This window comes from Pseudoselenomonas ruminantium (assembly GCF_900113715.1).
In the GTDB taxonomy this organism is placed as follows: domain Bacteria; phylum Bacillota; class Negativicutes; order Selenomonadales; family Selenomonadaceae; genus Selenomonas_A; species Selenomonas_A caprae.
Genome location: NZ_FOQK01000009.1, coordinates 91,339 through 114,710, shown reverse-complemented (window position 1 = coordinate 114,710; position 23,372 = coordinate 91,339). Strand labels below are relative to the sequence as shown.

General features: G+C 56.3%; 19 protein-coding genes, 1 riboswitch and 1 other annotated feature. Of the genes, 7 read left to right on the top strand and 12 right to left on the bottom strand.

Annotated features, from left to right (window positions below):
• Positions 1-258 (top strand): IS3 family transposase (locus BM181_RS06525; RefSeq protein ID WP_143092125.1); only part of this gene is annotated, 258 nt, incomplete at its 5' end.
• Positions 259-373: 115 nt separating this feature from the next.
• Here the strand turns inward: BM181_RS06525 and BM181_RS06520 are convergent.
• The 4 genes from BM181_RS06520 to pheS form a co-directional block, all read right to left on the bottom strand.
• Positions 374-2,095 carry a methyl-accepting chemotaxis protein gene (locus tag BM181_RS06520; protein ID WP_075443143.1) on the bottom strand — a complete coding sequence of 574 codons (1,722 nt, stop codon included), beginning with the start codon at positions 2,093-2,095 and terminating at the stop codon, positions 374-376.
• A gap of 157 nt (positions 2,096-2,252) precedes the next feature.
• A complete protein-coding gene (locus BM181_RS06515; protein ID WP_075443141.1) occupies positions 2,253-2,513 on the bottom strand; it encodes a cell division protein ZapA in 261 nt (86 codons plus the stop codon).
• Between the two features lie 11 nt (positions 2,514-2,524).
• Positions 2,525-4,960 carry a phenylalanine--tRNA ligase subunit beta gene (gene pheT / locus BM181_RS06510; protein ID WP_075443139.1) on the bottom strand — a complete coding sequence of 812 codons (2,436 nt, stop codon included), beginning with the start codon at positions 4,958-4,960 and terminating at the stop codon, positions 2,525-2,527.
• Between the two features lie 18 nt (positions 4,961-4,978).
• Positions 4,979-6,004: a phenylalanine--tRNA ligase subunit alpha gene (gene pheS / locus BM181_RS06505; RefSeq protein ID WP_075443137.1), complete on the bottom strand. Its 1,026-nt coding sequence runs from the start codon at positions 6,002-6,004 to the stop codon at positions 4,979-4,981.
• Between the two features lie 50 nt (positions 6,005-6,054).
• Positions 6,055-6,248 (bottom strand) — a binding site (T-box leader).
• Between the two features lie 215 nt (positions 6,249-6,463).
• Between pheS and BM181_RS06500 the strand changes: the two genes are divergently transcribed.
• Positions 6,464-7,645, top strand: coding sequence for an ATP-binding protein (locus BM181_RS06500; RefSeq protein ID WP_218150100.1), 1,182 nt, complete (start codon positions 6,464-6,466; stop codon positions 7,643-7,645).
• Between the two features lie 152 nt (positions 7,646-7,797).
• Here the strand turns inward: BM181_RS06500 and BM181_RS06495 are convergent, their stop codons facing one another.
• From BM181_RS06495 to BM181_RS06480, 4 genes are read right to left on the bottom strand one after another with little or no spacing between them, the layout of a single operon-like run.
• Positions 7,798-8,325 carry a peptide-methionine (S)-S-oxide reductase gene (locus tag BM181_RS06495; protein ID WP_075443133.1) on the bottom strand — a complete coding sequence of 176 codons (528 nt, stop codon included), beginning with the start codon at positions 8,323-8,325 and terminating at the stop codon, positions 7,798-7,800.
• A 2-nt stretch (positions 8,326-8,327) separates the two neighbouring features.
• Entirely contained in the window at positions 8,328-9,530 is a 1,203-nt protein-coding gene (gene meaB, locus BM181_RS06490; RefSeq protein WP_075443131.1) for a methylmalonyl Co-A mutase-associated GTPase MeaB, read from the bottom strand.
• A 13-nt stretch (positions 9,531-9,543) separates the two neighbouring features.
• Positions 9,544-11,745 carry a methylmalonyl-CoA mutase gene (scpA, locus tag BM181_RS06485; RefSeq protein ID WP_075443129.1) on the bottom strand — a complete coding sequence of 734 codons (2,202 nt, stop codon included), beginning with the start codon at positions 11,743-11,745 and terminating at the stop codon, positions 9,544-9,546.
• Entirely contained in the window at positions 11,745-13,940 is a 2,196-nt protein-coding gene (locus tag BM181_RS06480; RefSeq protein ID WP_075443127.1) for a methylmalonyl-CoA mutase family protein, read from the bottom strand. The genes scpA and BM181_RS06480 overlap by 1 nt, the downstream gene beginning before the upstream one ends.
• Before the next feature lie 354 nt (positions 13,941-14,294).
• A riboswitch (cobalamin riboswitch) is annotated at positions 14,295-14,480 on the bottom strand.
• A 177-nt stretch (positions 14,481-14,657) separates the two neighbouring features.
• On the opposite strand from BM181_RS06480, the gene cbiM reads away from it, so the two are divergent.
• From cbiM to BM181_RS06460, 3 genes are read left to right on the top strand one after another with little or no spacing between them, the layout of a single operon-like run.
• The gene (gene cbiM / locus BM181_RS06470) at positions 14,658-15,671 is read left to right on the top strand and encodes a cobalt transporter CbiM (protein ID WP_075443123.1); all 1,014 of its coding nucleotides are present in this window, start codon (positions 14,658-14,660) and stop codon (positions 15,669-15,671) included.
• 12 nt (positions 15,672-15,683) lie between these two features.
• Positions 15,684-16,484, top strand: a complete 801-nt coding sequence (locus BM181_RS06465) for an energy-coupling factor transporter transmembrane component T (RefSeq protein WP_218150099.1) — start codon at positions 15,684-15,686, stop codon at positions 16,482-16,484.
• Positions 16,481-17,152 (top strand): energy-coupling factor ABC transporter ATP-binding protein, encoded by a 672-nt coding sequence (locus BM181_RS06460; protein WP_075443121.1) that lies wholly within the window; start codon positions 16,481-16,483, stop codon positions 17,150-17,152. The genes BM181_RS06465 and BM181_RS06460 overlap by 4 nt, the downstream gene beginning before the upstream one ends.
• Before the next feature lie 24 nt (positions 17,153-17,176).
• On the opposite strand, the gene BM181_RS06455 is transcribed toward BM181_RS06460, so the two are convergent.
• Together BM181_RS06455 and BM181_RS06450 are read right to left on the bottom strand one after the other, a co-directional pair.
• Positions 17,177-17,743: a biotin transporter BioY gene (locus BM181_RS06455; RefSeq protein ID WP_075443119.1), complete on the bottom strand. Its 567-nt coding sequence runs from the start codon at positions 17,741-17,743 to the stop codon at positions 17,177-17,179.
• Positions 17,744-17,762: 19 nt separating this feature from the next.
• Complete coding sequence (locus BM181_RS06450) at positions 17,763-18,326, bottom strand: hypothetical protein (RefSeq protein WP_075443117.1); 564 nt, start codon at positions 18,324-18,326, stop codon at positions 17,763-17,765.
• Positions 18,327-18,509: 183 nt separating this feature from the next.
• Here BM181_RS06450 and BM181_RS06445 point away from each other — a divergent pair, with 183 nt between their 5' ends.
• Together BM181_RS06445 and BM181_RS06440 are read left to right on the top strand one after the other, a co-directional pair.
• Positions 18,510-20,459 (top strand): peptidase U32 family protein, encoded by a 1,950-nt coding sequence (locus tag BM181_RS06445; protein ID WP_075443115.1) that lies wholly within the window; start codon positions 18,510-18,512, stop codon positions 20,457-20,459.
• Between the two features lie 68 nt (positions 20,460-20,527).
• A complete protein-coding gene (locus tag BM181_RS06440) occupies positions 20,528-21,826 on the top strand; it encodes an aspartate aminotransferase family protein (RefSeq protein WP_075443113.1) in 1,299 nt (432 codons plus the stop codon).
• A 54-nt stretch (positions 21,827-21,880) separates the two neighbouring features.
• On the opposite strand, the gene BM181_RS06435 is transcribed toward BM181_RS06440, so the two are convergent.
• A complete protein-coding gene (locus BM181_RS06435; protein ID WP_075443111.1) occupies positions 21,881-22,090 on the bottom strand; it encodes a hypothetical protein in 210 nt (69 codons plus the stop codon).
• Positions 22,091-22,154: 64 nt separating this feature from the next.
• On the bottom strand, positions 22,155-23,336 hold the full coding sequence (locus tag BM181_RS06430) for a type III PLP-dependent enzyme (protein ID WP_075443109.1): 1,182 nt from the start codon (positions 23,334-23,336) through the stop codon (positions 22,155-22,157).
• Positions 23,337-23,372: the final 36 nt, after the last annotated feature.

The window sequence follows — 23,372 nt, the reverse complement described above, 5'->3', positions numbered from 1 at the left end:
TTCCGCGCCAAAATTGAACAGGCTGGTATGACACAAAGCATGTCCCGTGTAGCACATTGCCTAGACAATGGCCCCATGGAAGGCTTCTGGGGTATCTTGAAGCGCGAGATGTACTACAGGCGCAGATTTACTTCCCGGCAAGAGTTGGTTGAGTCAATTGAGGAATATATAAGATATTACACTTATGACAGACCACAGCGTCATTTAGGCATACGAACCCCAAGTGAGTACCACGAAAAACTGGTTGGAGCTGCATGAAAAAAGCTGCTCGCATTAGTTGCGAGCAGCAATGAATATTTTTATTTTTTTACCTGTCCACTTGACGGGGAGCACACCAAGATCCAGCGGGGCTTTCCCATTCCCTGTTATACTGTCAGAATCTGAATTTCTGCAGCGAATTCTGCAAGCTCTGTGCAAGGTTCGCCAGTGACGTGCTGGCGTCGGCGATTTCTGTTGCCGATGCCGACTGCTGCTCGGATGCTGCCGATACGCTTTCCATCTCCGAAGCGACCATGCCGCCCTTCTTGAGGATACCGTCGGATTTCTCCTTGACGACCTCGGTCTCCTCCGATACCGAGCGGATTTCCATCGACATAGCCTTGGCCTGTTCTGCCATAGCCAGTGCCGCATCGCGGATGCTGGCGAAGTTCTCGCGCAGCTCTTCGACGGACTGCGTGCCCTCCTTGACCGCATCGCTGCCAGCCTGCATCGAGCGTACTGCCTCGGCCGTATCGCCCTGGATGCCATTGATAAGGCTCGTGATGCGCTGCGCTGCTTCCTGCGATTCCTCAGCGAGTTTTCTTACCTCATCGGCAACGACGGCGAACCCACGGCCATGCTCACCGGCACGGGCAGCCTCGATTGCGGCATTGAGTGCCAAGAGGTTCGTCTGCTCGGCGATAGCCGAAATCGTCTCGACGATCTGGCCGATTTCCTGGGAGCTCTGGCCGAGCTTGTCGACCGTAGCTGCCGAAGTGTTGACAATGCGGGCAACGCTTTCGATCTGCTCGACTGCCTGTTTTACGGACTCATTGCCGCTCGTTGCTGCGTCATTCGTAACAGCAGCATGATCCGAGACTTCCTTCGCCGTCTGGTTCAGGCGGTTGATTGCAGCCGCCGTCTTATCGATGGCATCGATGGTATCGCCGACATCCTGCTGCTGTTCAGCAACAGCGCCAGCAGCATTCGTCACCGACTGGGCCACCTGCTCCGACGCCTGCGCCGACTGGTGCGAGCTTGCCGTAAGCTCCTCGGACGACGCCGCCAGCTGCTCTGCCGTCGAGCTCGTCTCACGCATGAGCTTGTTGAGGCTCATGCGAACCGATGCAACCTTATCTGCCATCTGGCCGAATTCATCACCGCGCATGATCGTGCGCGCATGATCGCTGAAATCGCCCCCCTCGAGACGGTCCAGGGACATCATCATCTTCTCGAGCGGATTCGTGATTTCCTTCGTGATCCAAAGTGCGCAGGCAATCAGGATAATCAGCGTGACCAGCAGCTGGATGACCGTATTGCGAACAGCCGCAGCTGAGTCAATATCATTCTGCGTATTGAGCTCCTCAGCATGTTTGCTGTTGAGCTCTGACAGTTCACCTAGTTCCTTTCCCAAGGCTGCTGCCAGCGGCGAACCAGTTTTCTCGTAATGAGCCAGCGCTTCTTCGTTCTTGCCCTCCATGCTTAAAGCCACCGCTTCGCCAAGGTTCGTCTTCAAAGCGGCCCAATCCTTCTTGACCTTGTCCATGATCGGGTCTTCGCCAGCAATTTTATGCGGGATTGCATCATAGGCAGCAATACTGTCATCTACCGTTTTGACGCCGGCCTCATACTTGCCCTTGAGGTCCTGCAGCCGCTGCGGATTGTTTTTGACCGTCGTTGCAATAACCGCCATGCCCTGGGCATAACGGATACCATAGCCGGCCTTGCCGACCGCATCGATACCTTTGACCGTTCCTTCATACATCACTTCCATATCCCGCTGTGCCTTGGTGACAGCTGAGTAGCCATTCCAGCCGATAAAGCTCATGCCGATGACGGCAACTACCGCTAAGATCAGCAGCTTGTAAGCCACCCGTAAATTATTCATCCATCCCATTATAAAACACTCCTTTACCTTTTTACGAAGGTATCCCTTTATTATCCCTTCGATGATGTTTTATATGTTTATTTCGCTAGAAATCTCACGATTCCTGCCCCAAAGACAAAAAAATAGAACCAAGCCTCCACTTGGTTCTATTTTTCTTAAAAATATTTTATTTATCCTCGATCAGCTCTACCAGCTCATCGTAATCCTGCTTGAGCTGATAGTACTCCTCCGCCAGCTGCAGCGCTGTGAGCACCGCGATCTTGCGGTCATCGAAACTGCGAACGGCCCGCGACATGAACTTCATCTTCTTGTCGAGTTCGGCCGCCAGCTTCCGCATGTGCTGCGGATTATCCGTGCGCAGCGGATAACTGTTGCCATAGATCTCTACGACAACGCGCTCCGACGGTTTCTTTTTTTCATCTGCCATAGCGGATCTCCTTACGCGCGCAGTTCCGCCTGGAACTTGTCCTCAACGGCCTTGAGGATGCTGTTGAAGCCTGCATCGGCCTCCTCATCGGTCAGTGTCTTGTCCTTCGACTGGAACTTGAGATTAAAGGCCAGGCTCTTCTTGCCCGCAGCAACATGTTCGCCCGTGTAGACATCGAACAGCGTCACGCCGCAGAAGAACTTGCCGCCGTTCTTCTCGATGACTGCCTTGATTTCACCCTCAGCGACCGTCTCATCGACAACGATAGCCAGATCACGCGCGATGGCCGGATATTTCGGCAGCGACTCGTAATGGAAGTTCTTGGCCGTGTATTTCATCAGCGTCTCGACATCCATCTCAAAGAGATAGACCTTCTGCTTGATACCGAAGTTCGCGGCCACAGCCGGATGCAGCTCACCCACCGTCGCGATAACCTCGCGGCCCTTCTTGAAGAGGGCCGTCTTGCCCGGATGCAGGGCGAAATGCTCGCCAGCCTCAACCGTATAGCCAGCAATCGACAACGCCTGGAAGAGTTCCTCGACGATGCCCTTCATATCGTAGAAGTCCACCATCTCATTTCCCTGGTTCCAGCCAAACGGATGACGACGGCCCGTGATAAGGCCAGTCAGCTTGATGACCTCATCGGGCAGCTCCGTAACCGGCAGGGCCTTCGGGAAGAATACCGGCGCCACGTCGAACAGGCGGATATCGGTATTCTTGCGCGCAAAGTTGCGCACGGCATTTTCCATGATGCTCGTCAGCAAGCTCGTGCGGACCAGCGGTGCATCATCGGTCAACGGATTCATTATGGGGATAGCCTGGCGAAGCGGACTATCGGCCGGCACCTGCATCTTATCAAACATCTCGGTGCTCGTGAAGCTGAACGACAGCTCCTCCGTCATGCCAAGGCTGGCGAGCACATGCTTGATTTTATCGATGAAGTTCTGGCGATCGCTCTGACGGCCCTGCATGATGCTGCCGCGCGGCGACGTCGACAGGATATTATCAAAGCCATAGATACGCGAAACTTCCTCGGAAAGATCCTCCATATAGGTGCAGTCATTACGCCAGGACGGAACCGTAGCCGTATAGACCTCCGCGCCTTTTTCCTCGATGGCAAAGCCAAGGCTTTCAAGAATCTCGACCATCTTAGCCCCAGCCAGCTTCGTGCCCAGGCGCTTGTTGATCTGCTCCGCCGTGAAGTCAATCTTGACCGGCTCTTTCGGCTGCGGATAAACATCGACGATGCCCTTCGTAACCGTGCAGGCGCCCATTTCCTGCAGGAGCTGGGCCGCACGGTCGAGGGCTCGCGGCGTATTCGTTACATCGACCCCGCGCTCGAAGCGGCCCGATGCCTCAGAATGCAGGCCGCAGCTGCGTGACGTACGGCGAATGTTCGGACCGTAGAACGAAGCTGCCTCGAGAACAACCGTCGTAGTCTTCTCGGTGACTTCCGTCTCGAGACCGCCCATGACACCAGCGAGACCTGCCGGCTTCTCAGCATCGGCAATGACAAGCTCCGTTCCCTTAGCCACGCGCGACGAATCATCGAGCGTATGGAGGTTCTCGCCCGCTTTAGCCACGCGGGCCGTCAGCTGCTGCCCCTTGATTTCATCATAGTCGTAGGCATGCATCGGCTGGCCGAGCTCGATCATGACAAAATTCGTGACATCGACGACATTGTTGATGGCGCGGATGCCAGCTCCCTCCAGGCGCTGCTGCATCCACTCCGGCGACGGGCCAATCTTGACGTTTTTCAGAACGCGCGCCGAGAAACGGTCGCAGAGGTCCTTGGCATCAATGCCGATTTTAATCATGTCAGCCGCCTGGGCCTCATCGTCCTCATTGACCTTGATTTCCGGATAATGGGGCTCATTGCCCGTGAGTACCGCCGCCTCGCGCACGAGGCCCATAACGCTGAAGCAGTCGCCGCGGTTGGCCGTGAGCTCGAACTCCAGCACCACATCGTCAAGGCCCAGCACATCTTTGGCCGGCACGCCAACTGGCGTATCCGCCGGCAGGATGTAGATGCCGTTCTTCTGCTCCTCCGGCAGTTTGTCGAGATCCATGTGGAGCTCATCGGCCGAGCAGAGCATGCCGTTGGACGGCAGGCCGCGCAGCTTGCCTTTCTTGATATGAAGGCCATTGGGCAGATGCGCGCCAATCATAGCCACCGGCACGATCTGGCCCTCTTTGACATTCTGAGCGCCCGTAATAATCTGGATGAGATCTTTTTCGCCCACATTCATCTGGCAGATCTGCAGATGATCCGAATCCGGATGTGCCTCGAGTTTTTCAATCCGCCCCGTCACGACCTTGTCAAGGCCTTCGTCCGCGCGGATGACGTTTTCGACCGGCACGCCGGACATCGTATATTTATCGGCAAGTTCTTCTGCCGTCTCGTTGAATTTAATGTAATCGTTCAGCCATTTAATGGAAACCTGCATCGTATAACCTCCTCAATCTCAGAACTGGCTCAGGAAACGCGTGTCGTTATCGTAGAACAAGCGCAGGTCATCGACACCGTAGGACAACATAGCGATACGCTCAACACCCATGCCGAACGCAAAACCGCTGACCTTCTTCGGATCGTAGCCGCTCATCTCGAGGACATGCGGATGAACCATGCCGGCACCGAGGATTTCGAGCCAGCCCGTGCCCTTGCAGACCTTGCAGCCTTCGCCATGGCACATGACACAGGAAATATCGACTTCAGCCGACGGCTCCGTGAACGGGAAGAAGCTCGGGCGGAAACGGACACCGACATTCTCGTTGAAAATCTGATGCAGGAAAAGCTCCAGCGTACCCTTGAGGTCCGCCAGGCTGATGCCCTCGTCGATGACAAGGCCTTCGACCTGCGTGAACATCGGCGAATGCGTCGCATCGTACTCATCGCGGCGATACACGCGGCCCGGTGCAATCATGCGAATCGGTTTATTCGGTTCGTTGCTCTGCATTGTGCGGGCCTGAACCGGCGACGTCTGCGAACGCATAAGAATCTCTTCCGTGATATAGAAGGAATCCTGCATATCGCGGGCCGGATGATCCTTCGGCAGGTTCAGCGCCTCGAAGTTAAAGTAATCGCGCTCGATTTCAGGGCCTTCTTCCACACTGAAGCCCATATGCACAAAAATATCCTTGATGCGCTCAAGCGTCAGCGTCAGCGGATGCAGATGGCCCATCGGCACATTGCGCCCCGGCAGCGTCACATCGATGCGCTCGCTGGCCAGTCTTGCTTCCAACTCCTTGGCCTTGAGAGCCTCATTCTGCTCGCCGATAAGGCTTTCAATCTCGCCCTTGGCGGCGTTGACGATAGCGCCGACCTTCGGGCGCTCCTCCGGGCTGAGGCTGCCCATGCCGCGCAGGATCGCGGTGAACTCGCCCTTCTTGCCCAGATATTTGACGCGGATATCGTTTAAGGCAGCCACATCAGCGGCGCCCTTGACGGCTGCGGCAGCTTCGGCCTTCAGCTGTGCAATCTTCTCTTCCATCGAATAACCTCCTAATATCAAAAAAGCCCTCGCCTCTTGCGCAACAGCGCACGAGGGGCGAAGGCATGAATTCGCGGTACCACCCTGATTTCTCACTCAAATGACTTTAACGCAGTCCTACGTCCGGCATTTCCTCCGAAGACTCCAAAGCGAACGTTCACCCCGCCGCACCATCCCCTTTCCACCAGCCGGGGACTCTCTAAAGATGTTCTGCGAGCCTACTCTTCTTTTTCATCGTCACGATACGTTAAAGTGTAACATAGATAGCCGCTTTTTGCAAATCGGCAGCAGCAATTTCTGTAGTTTCATCAACTATAAATGACATTTTTCTTGTTCATATTGTTTTTATCAGTTATAACTGATAAAATTGTTAATAGTCATATTTTTATCAGTTATAACTTATGAAAGGATGGTTATATGGTAAAGCGCGACTTATATCTGAAAAGAATACGTCCCTTCATGAATAAAGACCTGATAAAGGTCATCACCGGCATCCGCCGCTGCGGCAAATCGGTCATGTTAGAACTCATCCAGCAAGAACTAATGAAAGATGGAATTCCTGCAAAAGCAATATTTTCCTACAATTTTGAGTCCATGACTTTATCGCACCTCTGCACTGCGAAGGCTCTCCATCAAGATGTCCTAGAAAAAACCAAGGGACACACAGGAAAAGTATATCTCTTTTTCGATGAAATCCAAGAAGTCCATGAATGGGAAAAGGCCATCAATTCCTTCCGGGTAGATATGGATTGCGACATCTACATCACCGGTTCAAATTCCAAACTGCTTTCTGGAGAATTGTCCACATATTTAGCCGGCCGCTATGTAGAGTTCATCATGTATCCCTTCTCATTCCGTGAGTTTGTTGACTTAGTCCAAGAGTCACAGCCTGGCCGGTCAACAACAGATTGTTTCCGCCAATACCTTCTCTACGGTGGCATGCCCTATCTTTGGAACCTCCAATACCAGGACGATCCAGTCAAACAATATCTCCGAGATTTATACAATGCCGTAGAGCTAAAAGATATCATTCGCCGGAAGCAGATTCGTGATGTAGACCTGCTGGAACGCATTCTCGCCTATGTGACAGCCAATATTGGCAATACTTTCTCGGCCACAACCATATCCAAATACCTGAAAAGCGAAGGCCGCAAAGTATCGCCAGAAACCGTACTGAACTACCTGCATGCTGGCAACGAAGCATTTCTCTTCTATCCCGTAAAGCGACAAGATCTCGTGGGCAAGAAAATCCTGAGCATTCAAGAAAAATACTATCTGGCCGACCACGGCATCCGCGAAGCTGTCATCGGCGGCAACATGCAGGATATCAACCTCATCTTGGAAAACATTGTCTTCCTTGAGCTCAAACGACGTGGTTACAACGTAACCGTCGGTAAAGCTGGCGAGAAAGAAATCGACTTTATTGCCGAGCGCCAATCTGAGCGCATCTATATCCAAGTCTCCTACCTACTGGCATCGCCGGAAACCATTGAACGTGAATTCGGCGTTTACCAGACTATCCGCGATAACTATCCTAAATATGTTCTGTCATTAGATGAATTTGACATGAGCCGTGACGGCATCATTCATATGAATATCCGGGATTTCCTGCTAAAAAGCGACACCCCCATGGCAAATTGACCAGTCAACTGCTGACAAGTGTTGAAAAAACAGTTAAAAGCCCTATACTGCTTCCTCCACCAAAAGAGCCGGCAATCGGGGTGGTCTAATTGACCACTCGGATTGCCGGCTCTTCTTGTCTTCTACTGGTTGTTTCCCCTATTTTTTGTCAGCTAGTACCTCACCTGCTCCCGAAACGCTTTCCAATCGATAAACGATTCCGCATCAGGATGCTTGGTAAAGTATTGTTGATGCTCTTCAGCAGCTACGCGGAAATCTGTGAGTAGCACAGCCTTGGCGTAGCATTTCCGTACGGCTTTGCTGTTGGGGTCGTTGATGGTAAGGCCGGCCCCCGTTGCTGCTGGCGGTTTGCCGCGATTCGCCAGAAAGTGCATGTAAAACTGCAGCTGCGGCTCGTCTTCGGCATCGGTGTACCAGACGCCGGCACGGAATTCTTTGCCAATCGCCTTGCCCTGTCCATCGGGACGGTATGGTGTCACGACGGCGAATAGGATATCCATCAGCATGGAGAGATCCACTTTTTTCGGATTGTACTCGACTTCGATGCCATGCACCTCATCGTCGTTACCCTCTCCTCTTAGATAGCCGGTCCGCGTGGACACGACACCGGGCAAGCCCGTGAATATCGCCTGCAATTCGTGGAAATCGCCGCCCGAAAAGTAGATCTTTTTCGTGTACATGCCTAGCATCCGCCTCCCTTGTCTTCGCGCGGATGGAACAGATCGTCCTGCCTTGCGGCCGCCCGCTGTACATCAAACATGCCGATGAGCTCGGCCACTGCCTGCGTCGGCGAAATCGTGCCGTCAAGGACCGCGTCCTTTACCTCGGGCATCCGGCCCTTGATGACCGGATCTTCGAGGAACAGGTTATGCAGATGTTCATCGATCATGCTATGCATCCAGTCGAGCAGCTGGCCATCGCGGCGCTTTTGGAAGACGCCGCTTTTCTTGGTCATCTGTTCAAAGGCCTGCATGACCTCCCAGAGCTCTTCGAGCCCCGTCTTTTCGATGGCTGAGGCCAGATATGCATGCGTGGGCCAGCCTGGCGTAGCCGGACGGATGTATTCGATCATGCGCTCGAATTCGCCGCGGGCCACCTTGGCCTTGACGAGGTTATCGCCATCGGCCTTGTTGATGACGATGGCATCGGCCAGTTCCATGATGCCTTTTTTGATGCCTTGCAGTTCATCGCCAGCACCAGTAAGCACCACGAGCATAAAGAAATCCACCATCGACCGCACCGTCGTTTCGGACTGGCCGACACCGACCGTCTCGATGAGAATGATATCGTAGCCGGCAGCCTCACACATCAGCATGGTCTCGCGGCTCTTGCGGGCTACGCCGCCCAAAGTGCCACCGGCCGGCGACGGGCGGATAAAAGCCTCGGGCCGGCGTGAGAGCGTCCCCATGCGCGTCTTGTCGCCAAGAATCGAGCCTTTCGTAACCGAGCTTGTCGGATCGACCGTCAGGATTGCCACGCGATGCCCCGCATCACAGAGCATATTGCCTAGCGCCTCGATCATCGTGCTCTTGCCAGCGCCCGGCACGCCCGTGATGCCGATGCGCAATGCTTTGCCCGTGCGCGGCAGCAGCCGCTGGAGCACACGCTGGGCCTTCTTGAAATGACGCGGGCTGTTGCTCTCGATAAGCGTAATGGCCCGCGACAGCGTCATGCGGTCACCGCGCGCCACGCCTTCGACATATTCATCCTCGGTCAGCACCAAACGCCGTTTGGGTTTCAGTTTGCCACTTTTGATGGCCGGATTGATATTGCCGACTGTCGTATCCTTGATGCCTTCGATGCCGCCCATGACCGAGCAGGCAAATTTCTCATCCTTTTCTTCTGGCACCCAGCTCGGTTTGCTGACCGAATATTTCTGTGCCATGCGTATTACCTCCCTATGCTTCTGCGAGCTCTTCTTTCGCCCGGTTGATGAGCAGCGTCAGCAGCTTGCAGCCAGCTTCGGGGATATTCGTCCCCGGCGCAAAGATAGCCACTGCCCCATGCTCATAGAGGAAATCGTAATCCTGTACGGGGATTACGCCGCCGATGGCGACCATGATATCCTCGCGGCCGAGTTTTTTAAGCTCCTCAACCAGCTGTGGCAAAAGCGTATTGTGGCCAGCGGCCAGCGAGCTGAACCCGACCATATGCACATCGTTATCGACGGCATCCTGCGCCGTTTCCTCTGGCGTCTGGAACAGCGGCCCGACATCGACATCCCAGCCCATATCGGCAAAGCTTGACGCAATGACTTTCTGGCCGCGGTCGTGGCCATCCTGGCCCATCTTGGCGACAAAGATACGCGGCCGGCGGCCCGTGAGCTCCTCGAATTCATCGGCCATGTGGCGGGCTTTTTCCAGAGCACTCTTATTCGTGAACTCCGACGAGTAGACCCCCGAAATCGTATGGATGACGGCCTGATAGCGTCCCGAAACCTTTTCGACCGCATCGGAAATCTCACCGAGCGTGCAGCGTACGCGCGCGGCCTCGACAGCGCATTCGAGCAAGTTGCCGTTGTCGCGGCTGTCGGCGGCCTTCGTGATGGCCTCCAGCGCGCGGCGCGCATCGTCGTCGTTGCGCTCGCTGCGGCATTTCTCCAGGCGCTCGATCTGGGCCTGGCGCACCGCCGTGTTGTCGATGGCAAGGATTTCCAGCGGGTCTTCCTTGTCGAGACGGTATTTGTTGAGGCCCACGATGGTCTCATTGCCCGAGTCGATTCTGGCCTGCCGGCGGGCCGCGGCCTCCTCGATGCGCATCTTCGGCAGCCCCGTGCTGATGGCCTTGGCCATGCCGCCCAGGGACTCGACCTCCTGGATATGGGCCCAGGCGCGGCGGATGATCTCGTTGGTCAATGCCTCAACGTAATACGAGCCGCCCCAAGGATCGATGATCTTGCAGACCCGCGTCTCATCCTGGATGTAGAGCTGGGTGTTGCGGGCAATGCGGGCCGAGAAGTCCGTCGGCAGTGCGATGGCCTCATCCAGTGCATTCGTATGCAGCGACTGCGTATGGCCAAGAGCCGCGCCCATAGCCTCCATGCAGGTACGTGAAATGTTGTTGAACGGGTCCTGCGCCGTCAGCGACCAGCCAGAGGTCTGGCAGTGCGTGCGCAGCGCCATGGATTTCGGATTCTCGGCGCCAAACGACTTGACGATTTTTGCCCAGAGAACGCGCGCCGCCCGCATCTTGGCCACTTCCATGAAGTAGTTCTTGCCGATAGCCCAGAAGAACGACAGGCGCTTTGCAAAGGCATCGACGGCCAGTCCGGCATTGATACCTGTGCGCAGGTACTCGAGGCCATCGGCCAGCGTGTAGCCGAGCTCGATATCGGCGGTGGCACCAGCCTCCTGCATATGATAGCCCGAAATCGAGATACTGTTGAACTTCGGCATGTTCTTGGTCGTGTATTCAAAGATATCTCCAATGATACGCATGGACATATCCGGTGGGTAAATATAGGTATTACGCACCATGAATTCCTTTAAGATATCGTTCTGGATCGTGCCGGCCATGATGGACTTGTCAACGCCCTGCTCGATACCGGACTGGATATAGAACGCCAGGATTGGCAGCACCGCGCCGTTCATCGTCATCGATACCGACATCTGGTCAAGCGGTATGCCCGAGAACAAGATGTTCATATCGAGCATCGAGCAGACCGAAACGCCAGCCTTGCCCACATCGCCGAGCACACGCGGGTTGTCGGCATCGTAGCCGCGATGGGTCGGCAGGTCAAAGGCAATCGAAAGGCCCTTCTGCCCCGCAGCCAGGTTGCGGCGATAGAAGGCATTGGATTCCTCCGCCGTCGAAAAGCCCGCATACTGGCGGACCGTCCAGGGACGGAACACGTACATCGTCGAATACGGCCCGCGCAGGCAGGGCGGAATGCCGCTGGCAAAATCCAGATGATTCATATGGTCGTATTCATCATGGTTATAGAATGGCTTTACGGGAATATGTTCCATCGTGCGCGCGGTCATCTCGTCGTAGCTGGCGCTGACCTGCTGTTCAAAGAGCTTCTGCCATTCTTCTTTCGTATGCTGCGGTGCCTCCCGCAGATTCATGCTCGTAAAATCCGGATTCTTGAACGCTGCCATTATGCCATCATTCCTTTCTTCTGCTGCAGGAATTGCAGGATTTTGTAACAATTGGCCCGTACCGAAATATAATCATCGATGCCCGCCTCGTTATACGTTTCGAGCAAATCTTTCGGTGCAGCACCGGCCAGATAGACCGTCGCCTCTGGCAGCACTTTATGAAGTTTCGGCGCTAAATCGGGAACGATTTCCGGATAGGTCGCATCCGTCGAGCAGATGACCACGGCATCGGCCCCGGATTCAGCGGCAGCAGCAGCAGCCTCGTCCGTCGTCTTGAAGCCATCGTTGCGCAGTACCTCGAAGGCACCGACCTGCAAAAAGCCCGTGGTAAAGTCCGCTCTTGCCTTATGCTGCGGAATCGGCCCCATATTGGCAAGGAAAATGCGCACGTTATCGCCCTTTTCCGCGGCGTATTTTTCCGTACGATGGCGCAGAGCCTCAAAGCGCTCGCTCCAGCGATGCGGCGCGATTTTCTCGACGCTTGGCACCTCATCCGTCTTCGGCAAAGCCGCCCAAAGCTCGGAGAGTGTCGCGCCCGCCTCAGCTGCCGCAATAGCCGCCGTCACATAATCGGCTTTAGCAGCCGCCAGCGCCGACAGCTTCTCCTCACGGTATTTGCCATCGATATCAGCAAGATACGCTTCAATTGCCTCGGTACGCGCTTTTTTGTTTTCCGTCCAGTCCTCCGTGCGCGGATCGAGCAGTTTCTCCGTCATATTCGGATACATGTTATTGCCAACGATACGGTCACGCCGCAGCTCGGCGTTCTTGAACCGCTCCGCCAGCACTTCGCCGATGGCCTGCTGGGGTTTGCCCGCCTTCAGCGCCTCGACAATACCGCCTGCACCCTCCACCGTCTGGAAGGCCTCCCAGATTTTTTCCTTGACCTGCTTCGTCAGCGTCTCCACCGCCCACGAACCGCCAGCGGGGTCGATTGGCTGCAGCAGACCGAATTCCTCCTGCAGGATGACCTGTACATTGCGGGCGATGCGGCGCGAGAACACATCTCCCTTGCGGATGGGCTCATCAAAGGGCGCGTTCTCGAAGGAATCGATGCCGCCAACGACTCCCGAGAAGATTTCCGTAGTATTGCGAAGCATGTTGACATAGGGGTCATAGACCGTCTTAAAAAAGAGTGCCGGACGGGCATGGACATGCATGCGCTGGGACTCGGTATTGCCGCCAAAGGCCGCGATGATCTGGGCCCAGATTGGCCGCATGGCGCGGAGCTTGGCAATCTGCAGGAAGAAATTGGCCCCCATGGAAAAGCCGAACATGATCTGGCTGGCCGCCTCATCAATGGAGAGCCCCCGTTTCTGCAGCTCCCGCAGATAGGTGACCGCCGTATCGATTGTATAGGATGCCTCCTGGATATCGCTGGCACCGCCACGGCTGTAAACGTCGCTGCGGACCATGATGGTGCGCAGCCCCGGCGCATTGGCGATTGCCCATTTGGCGCACTCCGCCATTTCGTCATAGCGATCGCTGAGGGCTGCCGACAGGGTTCCCCGCTCGGCCAGCTCGCCAATGGGATCAGCACCGATAAAGCCGCAGACCGCCTGCATGTCTTTCCCCGATGCCCGGCGCACAGCCGCCACCATCGCCAGCAACGGCAGTGCTGTCTGGCCGGCATAGAGGTAGAGCGGCTGCTCGTCGAGCTTGAGTCCATCGAGCAGTACATGCATATCGTCCAGCGTCGTTACGCTGCAGCCCTCATCGCCCGGCTTTTCCGCCTCGCGTGCATCCTGACCGGTCAAGGTTGACTGGTCAAGTTTGATATGATAGATTGTCGAGCCTTTTTCCAGCTCGTATTTCAGCAGCTCATTGTTCTCTGCCGGCATCGTCTCATCGCAGGCCTGGGCGATCCCCCAAGGCGACTTGATATAGCCATTGGGACGGGAGCCGCGCAGGAAATCATCCATGCCGGGGAAAGACGTGCGTGGAAGGATTTCCTCGGTGGTATTGCGGAAGTACATCGGGTCAAAGGTGATTCCCTCGTAGGTCTTGGTGAACATCTTCTTCTCAAAGGGTGCTCCCTTCAGGAGCGTGATACAGTTCTCCTTCCACTCTTCGTACGTCGGCGGCGTGAATTCGTCGAGCGGGACATCGGGGAACTCGGTCTGCTGCTCGGCCTTCTTCAGAATGGCCTGCAGGTCGAGTTCCGACTCTGCCTGTGTCTTTGTTTCATTACTCATATACATTTCCCCCTTTAAAGGTAGAATAATATATGCTCCATTTCATCCGCCCAGGCAAAAAAAGAAGGGTCTCGATCCTTCCACAAATCGAGACCCTTGCTGCAACAAAGGCAGCCAATACATAGAACTGAATGAAATGTATGAGCAATTTCTTCCCCACAGAAAATTCCATGAGGAAAAACCTTTCGCCTAAAGTCAAGAACAGCGAGAATACATACCACAATGAGCCCATTCCCTGCTGCATGCGGAAATAGGCTCATCTTGAAAAACATTCAGTTCTAACGGTCAGGTAAAAGCCTGACTCTTTCTAAACTAAATCGTCCAAGATCCCCATCCCCATCGCTCGCAGGTCAAACGGTGATCGTCAATCAGGCAGTTCTCCTGGCTCCAGTTCATCGCTCCTCCGCGCCTTCCCAAAGAGGCTTTTTCCCTCTCCAGTGACATATCTGCGGAGTCGCTCGCTGTTACAGTGGCGGGACCGCGCCGGATTTTACCGGCTTCCCTATTAAGTCTTGCGACACCTGATCCAATCGCGATATTCTTTTTTAACTGTCATTTATTTTACTATTGTTTGGACTAATTGTCAAATTTTCCCGAAAAAATTCACAAGGCAAAATCACATCCCCCCACGGGGCTTACAAATTCTGCAAAAATCCTTTAAACTGAAACTATATTATGGTCTTATTGCTTTCTTATATGTATGTTAGGAGTGATAGTATGCACATTCCAGAAAATTACCTAAGCCCGTCTACCTGCGCTGTATTCGGCGCTGTCATGGCACCGGTCTGGTGGCTGGCCGTGCAAAAAGTCAAACAGGAAATTCCCAGGGAAAAAATGCCGCTGCTGGGAATTGGCGCGGCCTTTTCATTCCTCGGTATGATGTTCAACCTGCCGCTGCCGGGCGGCACGACTGGCCACGCCGTCGGCGCCGTGCTGCTGGCCATCATGTTTGGCCCCTGGTCGGCCTGCCTTGCCGTCAGCGTCGCCCTGTTCGTGCAGGCGCTCTTCTTCGGCGACGGCGGACTGCTGGCTTTCGGTGCCAACTGCTTCAACATGGCATTTGTCATGCCGCTTGCCGGCTGGGCCATCTATCAGCTCCTGAAGAAGGCTATGCCCCAGCATGAACTCGTCGCCGCTGGTATCGGTGCATATGCCGGCATCAATCTGGCCGCACTCTGCGCCGCCATCGAGTTCGGCATCCAGCCGCTGCTCTTCACGGACGCCGCAGGCCATGCCCTCTATTGCCCGTATCCGCTGTCAGTTTCCGTCCCCGCGATGATGGCCGGCCACCTGACGCTTTTCGGTCTTGCAGAGGTCGTCTTCACCACAGCCATCCTGGCCTTCCTGAAGCAGGCTTCTCCCGCGCTTCTGGCAACAGATGGCTACGAGTCCCAGGGCAGCAAGGCTGTCTACGGCCTTCTCGGTCTGCTGATCCTCGGCACGCCGCTGGGGCTGCTCGCCACGGGTACCGCCTGGGGGGAATGGGACCCCGAGGAGCTCGCAGAGCAGGATTTCCTCGGCTCTGCACTTGGCTATACGCCAGCTGGCATGGAGGATGGCTTCACCTTTGACGCCCTGTTCCCCGATTATGCCATCGCCGGCCTGCCCGAATCCTTCGGCTATATCCTGTCCGCCATCATCGGCACAGCGCTCCTGGTGCTCGCCTTCAAGGCCTTCGCCTCCTTCTTCCACACGCCAACCGATTATGACACATCCATCGCCAAACACTAAGGGGCTTATTGCATGTTGAAACTTCCTCCATGGGCAACACAGGAAGAACACTATCAGCCAAATCGGGACCGGGACTATTTCATCTCCCGGTCTCTTTTGCGTGTACTGACCGTGCTGCTCACCCTCCGTCAGCAATGCGCCGCTGGGAGCCGTTCCGTCTCGGCTCCGTGCGCGCTCTGTTTCCTGTTCTTCTGGCTGCTATGCTGCGCAGCCGCCCACACCGCGGCCTTCCTGCTCTGCCAGCTGGCACTCACCCTTGTCGTGCTCTGCCTGCTGCCAGGGCATATGCTGCGGCAGGCACTCCAGACGGCCTTTGCCGCCGCACTCTTCACCCTGCTGCTCATCCTGCCCGCCCTCTGGCTCGGCAGCGGCCCGCTCGTCCTGCTGCTGCCGGCCAAGACCTTCCTGTCCGTCACCGCCCTGGCCATCCTGCGGGCCTTCCTGCCGGGGAACGACATCACGGCGGCCCTGCGTGCCTTCCACGTGCCGCAAACGGTCATCTTTCTCTTGGACACGACGCTGCGCTATATCATCCTGCTCGGCGAGATTGCCAGCGATATGCTGACAGCGCTCAAGCTGCGCTCCGTCGGCAGCAACCCGCATAAGCAGCGAGCCATCGGCGGCATCCTGGGCACGCTGCTGCTGCGCTCGCAGAAAATGTCAGCCGACATGTATGAGGCGATGACCTGCCGCTGCTTCACCGGCGAATACCTGCCAGCCCGCCGCATGGCGTTCTGCCGCGGCGACACTCTGCTCATCCTGATTCTTTTCGGTTATCTTTATCTTTTCCTGCGTCTGGAGGTTATCCTATGATCCGCTTTGCTGATGTCTGCTATGCCTACGAAGGCGAGCCCGTACTGCGTCATATCAACTTCACCATCGCCAAGGGCGATACAGTTCTCCTGCGCGGCCCCAACGGGGCAGGCAAATCCACGCTGCTGCGCATGCTGAACGGTCTCATCTATCCCGAGCTTGGTACCTATCAGTTCCTCGGCACCGAGATCACCGCGGGCAGAATGCGCGACCATCGCTACTCCAAATGGTTCCATCAGCAGGTGGGCTTTGTCTGGCAGAATCCTGACGCGCAGCTTTTCTGCGGCAGCGTCGCCGAGGAACTCGCCTTCGGTCCTGAGCAGATGGGCCTTGCCCCCGCTGAAATCAAGCGCCGCGTCGATGATGCCCTGGAGCTGCTCGAGCTCGCTCATCTGCGCCAGCGCGCGCCCTATACCCTATCGGGCGGCGAAAAGAAAAAGGCGGCTATCGCCGCCATATTGACTATGAATCCTAGCATCTGGGTCTTCGACGAGCCCCTCAGCGCCCTCGATGAGAAAGCCCAAGCCTGGCTGCAGGAATTCCTGCAAGCCCTGCAGGCTGCGGGCAAGACCCTGATTGTCGCCACGCATGACGCAGGCCTTGCCCGGACGCTCGCGGCCAGGACATTCACGCTCACCGCTGACCACCAGCTACAGACGCAGGCATGACAAGCGCCACCTCTGCGCCAAAACTCAGAGGTTTGCGAGCATCTTGTTGACCCGCACGCCGATGAATGCCGCTAAGAGAGCCTTCATGATATCGCCGGGGATGAAGGGAAACACCGCCATGATGAGTCCCTGCCAAAGCCCGACCTGCATGACGAGCATCATCGAGATCAAGCCGCCCACATAGGTCAGCGGCACACCGACGAGCACTGCCACCAGCGCATAGCGGCGAAAGCCGACGGCCTTTCCCTTGAGCAGGCTGACCAGCAGGCAGACAAAGGGCCAGCCGAAGTAAAAGCCGCCCGTCGGCCCCAGGAGACGGCCAAGGCCGCCCATGCCGCCGGGGAACACCGGCAAGCCCACGGCCCCTAAGAACACATAGGCCGCAATCGTGATAAAGGTAAGTTTTGGCGGCAGCACGAGCGCCGTCACCGTAAGCGCAACGGTCAGCGCGGTCACGAGCCCTGGCGTGAACGGCAGCGGGAACGAGATGAACGCCGATACACAGCAGAAGGCCAGACAAAGAGCCATCTTCGTCATCTGCCGCACCGTGAATTTTTCTTCTGGTAATACCATTACTGTTTCTTTCTGCATAATAAAGACCTGCCTTAACCTATACCTTGATTTCCTGCCAAGCAAACGCCGCTGTACAGCGCTCCTCCTGCCAAAGCCGCCCGCTTGGCCAGTCCACAAACACAAAACCCGCATACGCTGCATGGAAAAAGCGCAGCACCAGCTTCGCTGCCCCCAAGGGACGCTGCGCAAGGAGCTTTTCCAGCAGCAGCAGTCCTGGGATCACAGGAGCATCCCCTTGATGGATGCTGTTTCCATCGCCGACGGCTGCCGCAAACGCCCGGACTTCAGCGGCAGAGATCCTCCACCGCTCCCGCCCGGCCATCTGACATGTCAGATCTGACTTGTCAGATGTTGACATGTCAACGGCCGGACGCACCGGCTCATGCCCCAGCAGCATGGTCACCAGCAGCTGCTCCCCAGCGGCCTGGCAGCAAACTGTCATAAGGCCATGCCGGTCTCTCAGCACCCGCAGCGCCTCGGTCTGCCCCTCGCCAGCGGGGAGCAGTGACCACTCGGCACGCATGATGACAGCACCAGCGAACCGCTCTCCCTGCAGGCGCGCCAGCACCTCAGCCAGCGCCCGCAAATGATTCTTCTCCATCCCTTGACCTCCTGCAAACAATCTCATTATAAACACCGCGCCGCCTTTCGTCAACCTAGTATTGATTTTAAAGTTGACCGAATTCATACATATGATTATTGCTGGTTGCTATCATTCCTGTTATACTTATATATTAGGTCTATTAGTTATTAAGAAAGTTTATTAAAGGAGTTAACTTATATCATGATTCTTAATCGTAAATCGGTAGAGCTGCTGGCTCCGGCCGGCACTTGGGATGCGCTCGTCGCCGGCGTCGAGTCCGGTGCCGATGCCTGCTACCTCGGCGGCAAGCACTTCAATATGCGCATGCACGAAGGCGATTTCAACTTTGATAACGAAATGCTCAAGAAGGCCATCGCCTACACCCATGAGCATGATGTCAAGCTCTACATCACCCTCAACAACCTCATCAGCGACGAAGAGATCCCGGCCCTGCGCGAGTACCTCGCCTACCTCAACGAAATCAAGCCGGACGCTCTGCTCGTGCAGGATTTCGCCGTTCTCGAGCTCGTCCATGAGATGGGTATCGACATCCCCATCCATACGTCGGTCATGATGAACACCCACAACGAGCACGCCATCGAGAAGCTCAAGGAATACGGCATCACGCGCATCGTTGTCGGCCGTGAGATGACCCTTTCCGAGCTCAGCCTGTTCCGTGAGCGCACGGGCATCGAGGTCGAATACTTCATGCATGGCGACATGTGCATGAGTGAAAGCGGCCAGTGCATCCACTCGGGTGTCGTCTTCGGCCAGAGCGGCAACCGCGGCCGCTGCCTTAAGCCCTGCCGCTGGGCTTACTCCCTCATCGACGAGGAAACGGGCGAAGTCCTGGACAAGGACAGCGACGGCGCTTACAAGCTGGCCCTCAAGGATATGTGCATGTACCGCGCGATCCCGCAGCTGATCCAGGCTGGCGTCTTCTCGTTCAAGATTGAAGGCCGCATGCGTCCGGCACCGTTCATCCGCCGCATCGTCTCCACCTACCGCAAGGCCATCGATGCCTATCTGGCTGACCCCATGGGCTACCAAGTTGACGAGGAAGGCTGGAAGAACCTCTACGAGAACCGCGCCCGGGACTTCACGACCACCTTTGCCTTTGGCAATCCGACCAAGAAAGATATCGGCATGACCGGTGAACGCGAACCGCGTTTCTTCAGCGATGCCGTCAAGGAAGCTGGCTTCCAGGATGAGATCCTCAAGAAAGAAGCTGACATCCAGAAGGAGAACGCTGCTCACCGCACGCTGAGCGTCCGCGTGAACACCCTTGACGCGGCAAAGGCTGCTGTCGATAACGGCGCCGATGTCATCTACGTAGGCGGCGAGGCCTTCCGCCCGTTCCACCCATGGACGCTGGCCGAATACGCCGACATCATCGCCTATGCCAAGGGCAAGGCTAAAGTCGTCATCAATACGCCGCGCACGACCATGCGCCGCGAATGTGGCGAGCTTGAGCAGTTCCTGACGGCGCTTGCCTCACGCCCGGAGCTTGCCGCCGACGGCATCATGGTCAGCAACCTCGGTTCGCTGAAGCTTGCCAAGCAGTACACCAAGCTGCCGATCCAGGCCGATGTCTCCTTCAACCTGTTCAATCATCTGGCCGCCAAATTCCTCAAGGAAAATGGCCTTACCCAGGCCTGCTCCTCGCTGGAGCTCTCCTTCGAGCAGCTGCGCGAGATTGTCGAAAACTCCGAGCTTCCCGTCGAGACCATCGTCCATGGCTCCTATGAGTCTATGATCTGCGACCACAACATCCCGGGCATGTCGCTGCCCCATTACAGCGAGCTCGACAACCCCGAGGTGCTTGACCGCCGCTATGCCCTGTTGGACAGTGCCAAGGAAAAACATTCCATCCGCATCGACCAGTTCGGCCGCAACCATATCTATTTCGCCAAGGATCTCTGCCTCTATCCGTATCTTGCGAAATTCAACGGCATCGCCTCCTACCGCATCGAGGCGCAGGACTACACGCCGGAATTCACGGGCAAGGTCACGAAAATCTATCGCGAAGCACTTGATGCACTGGCTGCCGGTCAGGAATTTGACCAGTCAAAACTTGACGAGCTCAAACAGGGCCCGCGCGAGCTTGGTATCGGCACCTTCCGCTTCCGCCAGAGCCGCAATTCCATCTAAACACTGCTACAAACAAAACACCCTCCGGGCCTAGTATGCCGGAGGGTGTTTAGGAAAGGATACGCATAATGGAAGAACAGAAATACATTGGCCCTGAGGCCATCATCGAAAAGAAAAAGAAATATATCATGCCGTGCCTCGCGCATTTCTACTCGAATCCGCAGCAGATGGTCAAAGGCTCGATGCAGTACCTCTGGGACAGCAACGGCAAGAAATATCTCGACATGTACGCCGGGGTATCGGTCATGAACTGCGGTCACTGCAATCCCGAAATCACGGCCAAGATCAAAGCACAGGTCGATAAGCTCCAGCATGTCTGCAACATCTACCTGACCGAAAACTTCGTCAACCTCGCCGAAAAACTCGCCGCAGTCACGCCGGGTGACCTGCAGAAATCCTTCTTCTGCTCCACAGGCTCCGAAGCCACCGAGGGCGCCCTGCTGCTCGCTGAAGTCTACAGCGGCAACAGCGAAATCATCGCCCTGCGCCAAGGCCTGCACGGCCGCACGAAGCTCGGCATGAGCGTCACAGGCCTTACGATGTGGCGCACGGCACCGACACCGGTCGGCGGCATCCACTTTGCCCCGAACCCGAACTGCTACCGCTGCCCGATGAATAAGAAGTTCCCGGAATGCGACTACGCCTGCGCCAACGCCATCGAAGACCTCATCAAGACGGCGACATCGGGCCATCCGGGTGCCTTCATCGCCGAGACGATCCAGGGCAACGCCGGCTGCGTCGTACCGCCGAAGGGCTACTTCCAGCGCGTCAAGGAAATCCTCGAGAAGTACAACACGCTGCTGATCATCGACGAGGTCCAGACGGGCTTTGCGCGCACGGGCAAGCTCTTTGCCATCGAGAACTACGATGTCGTCCCTGACATCATGTGCATGGCCAAGGCTCTCGGCAACGGCACGCCGATTTCGGCCTTTATCGCAAGTAGTAAAGTCGCAGACACCTATACGCGCCCAGGAGCCTCGACACTTGGCGGCAACCCGGTTTCTTCCGAGGCAGCGCTCGCTGTCCTCGACTACATCGAGGAGCACAAGCTCGCCCAGAACGCCATGGAGCGCGGTGAGCAGCTGCGCGCCGGCCTGCGCGAGCTCCAGAAGAAACATCCGGTCATCGGCGATGTCCGCGGCCTCGGCCTTATGGACGGTGCCGAATTCATCCATGCCGACGGCAGTGAAGCACCGGAAATCCTTGACGATGTTCTAGAGACCCTCAAGGATCGCGGCTTCATCATCGGCAAGAACGGCGTCGGCCGCAACGTCATGGCCTTCCAGCCGCCCCTTGTCATCACCAAAGAAAACGTCGACGACGTGCTCAACGCCATCGACATGGTACTGACGGAGAAAAACCTCTGATTCCCGACATAAAAATCCCCCCGCTAGCCTCTAGCGGGGGGATTTTCTTATCATTCATTCTGCCTCGTGCTCATGCACTTCGGCCTGCTCGTTCTTGAGCGCCTGGATTCCCTGCTGGAACTCCTCCATCGTCAGCGTGAAGTACGGCAGCGTCTTCAAGGCTTCATACACTTCCTGCTGGGATTTGGCGCCATCGAGTTTTTCGCCTACGGATTCTTCCGTCAGCGCATGCAGCAGCATATGCTCGATTTCAGCGATTTCCATCTATGCTTCATCCTTTCGTCCTATGCTGCTACTATTTTGACGGGTCAAAGGGCAAATGTCAAGGTCAGACCGCAGCCTCGGCATCATCGTCACGGCTCGCGCTCTGGCGCGCCGCATACTCCGGCTGCTCTTCGAAGATGACCGTCGGGGCCAGATAGAAGCCGTTGAAGCGCGTGGCGCTGACGCTGGTATAGGAGCCCATCTCCGTCACGAGCAGTTTATCGCTGACATGAAGTTGCGGCGCCATAAAGTCGCGATAGAGCACATCGATGCCATCGCAGCTCGGGCCCGCGAACACCGACGGTTTCTTCTCGCCCTTGCCGAAGCAGTGGAGCGGATAGGTCCAGTGGTCGTACATGATGCCCGAGAAGCAGCCATAGATGCCCTCGTCGAGGATATACCATGGCGTGCCCCCACGGTCCTTCGTGCCGATGACTGAGGTCACGAGGTTGACCGCCGTGCCGCACATGTAGCGCCCCGGCTCCGTCCACACTGCCGTATCCGGGAACAGGCGGTCAATCTGGCGGTTGATGGCCTCCATCATAGCGGCCAGATCCACCGTGAGCCCATCGGCATCAGGCACAGGGAAGCCGCCGCCTATATCGAGGTCAGTAAGGTGCATCCCACGAGCTTCCGCCTCATCGAAAAGGTTACGAACCAAGAGCAGGGCCTCCTCATACGCCGCCGTCGACAGCGACTGGCTGCCGACATGGAAGCAGATGCCCATCGCATGCAGGCCAGCCTTCTCAGCCTGCTCCAGCAGGTCGAGGGCCTCCTCCATCGGCGCACCGAACTTCGTGTTGAGATCGACCAGCGCCTTGTTGTTGCGCACCTGGATGCGCACCAGCACATCAGCCCCTGGCACGTATTTGGCCATCTTGCCGATCTCCGTCACGTCGTCAAAGGTGAAGCGGCGCACACCATAGACAGCAGCCGCCTGCAGGCCACGCACATCCTTTACAGGATTGGCGTAAATCATCCGCGAGCCATCGATGCCCAGCTCTGCCAGAGCCTCCATCTCGCCAGCCGAAGCCACATCGAAATGCGAGCCCAGCGATGCCAGCAGCTTGAGGATGGCCGGCGTCGGATTCGCCTTCATCGCGTAATAGACACCTGCGCTCGGCAAGTGCTTTCGCATGAACTGGTAGTTCTCCTCAACTTTATCCAGCGATGCGACGAGGAATGGCGTCGGAATCCGCTCTGCCATCTTGTTCATTTCCTTTTCCGTGAGTCTGAAACTCTTCATAACACATTAACACGACCTTATCTTGTAGATTTAAGA

What these genes read in the sequence shown, in the direction of transcription:
- BM181_RS06515 (WP_075443141.1), bottom strand. Translation starts at nt 2,513, where the DNA reads ATGGCAGATGAAAAAAAGAAACCGTCGGAGCGCGTTGTCGTAGAGATC.
- scpA (WP_075443129.1), bottom strand. Translation starts at nt 11,745, where the DNA reads ATGGCAGCGTTCAAGAATCCGGATTTTACGAGCATGAATCTGCGGGAG.
- BM181_RS06460 (WP_075443121.1), top strand. Translation starts at nt 16,481, where the DNA reads ATGATCCGCTTTGCTGATGTCTGCTATGCCTACGAAGGCGAGCCCGTA.
- BM181_RS06480 (WP_075443127.1), bottom strand. Translation starts at nt 13,940, where the DNA reads ATGAGTAATGAAACAAAGACACAGGCAGAGTCGGAACTCGACCTGCAG.
- BM181_RS06520 (WP_075443143.1), bottom strand. Translation starts at nt 2,095, where the DNA reads ATGGGATGGATGAATAATTTACGGGTGGCTTACAAGCTGCTGATCTTA.
- pheT (WP_075443139.1), bottom strand. Translation starts at nt 4,960, where the DNA reads ATGCAGGTTTCCATTAAATGGCTGAACGATTACATTAAATTCAACGAG.
- BM181_RS06500 (WP_218150100.1), top strand. Translation starts at nt 6,464, where the DNA reads ATGAATAAAGACCTGATAAAGGTCATCACCGGCATCCGCCGCTGCGGC.
- BM181_RS06445 (WP_075443115.1), top strand. Translation starts at nt 18,510, where the DNA reads ATGATTCTTAATCGTAAATCGGTAGAGCTGCTGGCTCCGGCCGGCACT.
- BM181_RS06465 (WP_218150099.1), top strand. Translation starts at nt 15,684, where the DNA reads ATGTTGAAACTTCCTCCATGGGCAACACAGGAAGAACACTATCAGCCA.
- meaB (WP_075443131.1), bottom strand. Translation starts at nt 9,530, where the DNA reads ATGGCACAGAAATATTCGGTCAGCAAACCGAGCTGGGTGCCAGAAGAA.
- BM181_RS06440 (WP_075443113.1), top strand. Translation starts at nt 20,528, where the DNA reads ATGGAAGAACAGAAATACATTGGCCCTGAGGCCATCATCGAAAAGAAA.
- BM181_RS06450 (WP_075443117.1), bottom strand. Translation starts at nt 18,326, where the DNA reads ATGGAGAAGAATCATTTGCGGGCGCTGGCTGAGGTGCTGGCGCGCCTG.
- BM181_RS06430 (WP_075443109.1), bottom strand. Translation starts at nt 23,336, where the DNA reads ATGAAGAGTTTCAGACTCACGGAAAAGGAAATGAACAAGATGGCAGAG.
- BM181_RS06495 (WP_075443133.1), bottom strand. Translation starts at nt 8,325, where the DNA reads ATGTACACGAAAAAGATCTACTTTTCGGGCGGCGATTTCCACGAATTG.
- cbiM (WP_075443123.1), top strand. Translation starts at nt 14,658, where the DNA reads ATGCACATTCCAGAAAATTACCTAAGCCCGTCTACCTGCGCTGTATTC.
- BM181_RS06455 (WP_075443119.1), bottom strand. Translation starts at nt 17,743, where the DNA reads ATGCAGAAAGAAACAGTAATGGTATTACCAGAAGAAAAATTCACGGTG.
- BM181_RS06435 (WP_075443111.1), bottom strand. Translation starts at nt 22,090, where the DNA reads ATGGAAATCGCTGAAATCGAGCATATGCTGCTGCATGCGCTGACGGAA.
- pheS (WP_075443137.1), bottom strand. Translation starts at nt 6,004, where the DNA reads ATGGAAGAGAAGATTGCACAGCTGAAGGCCGAAGCTGCCGCAGCCGTC.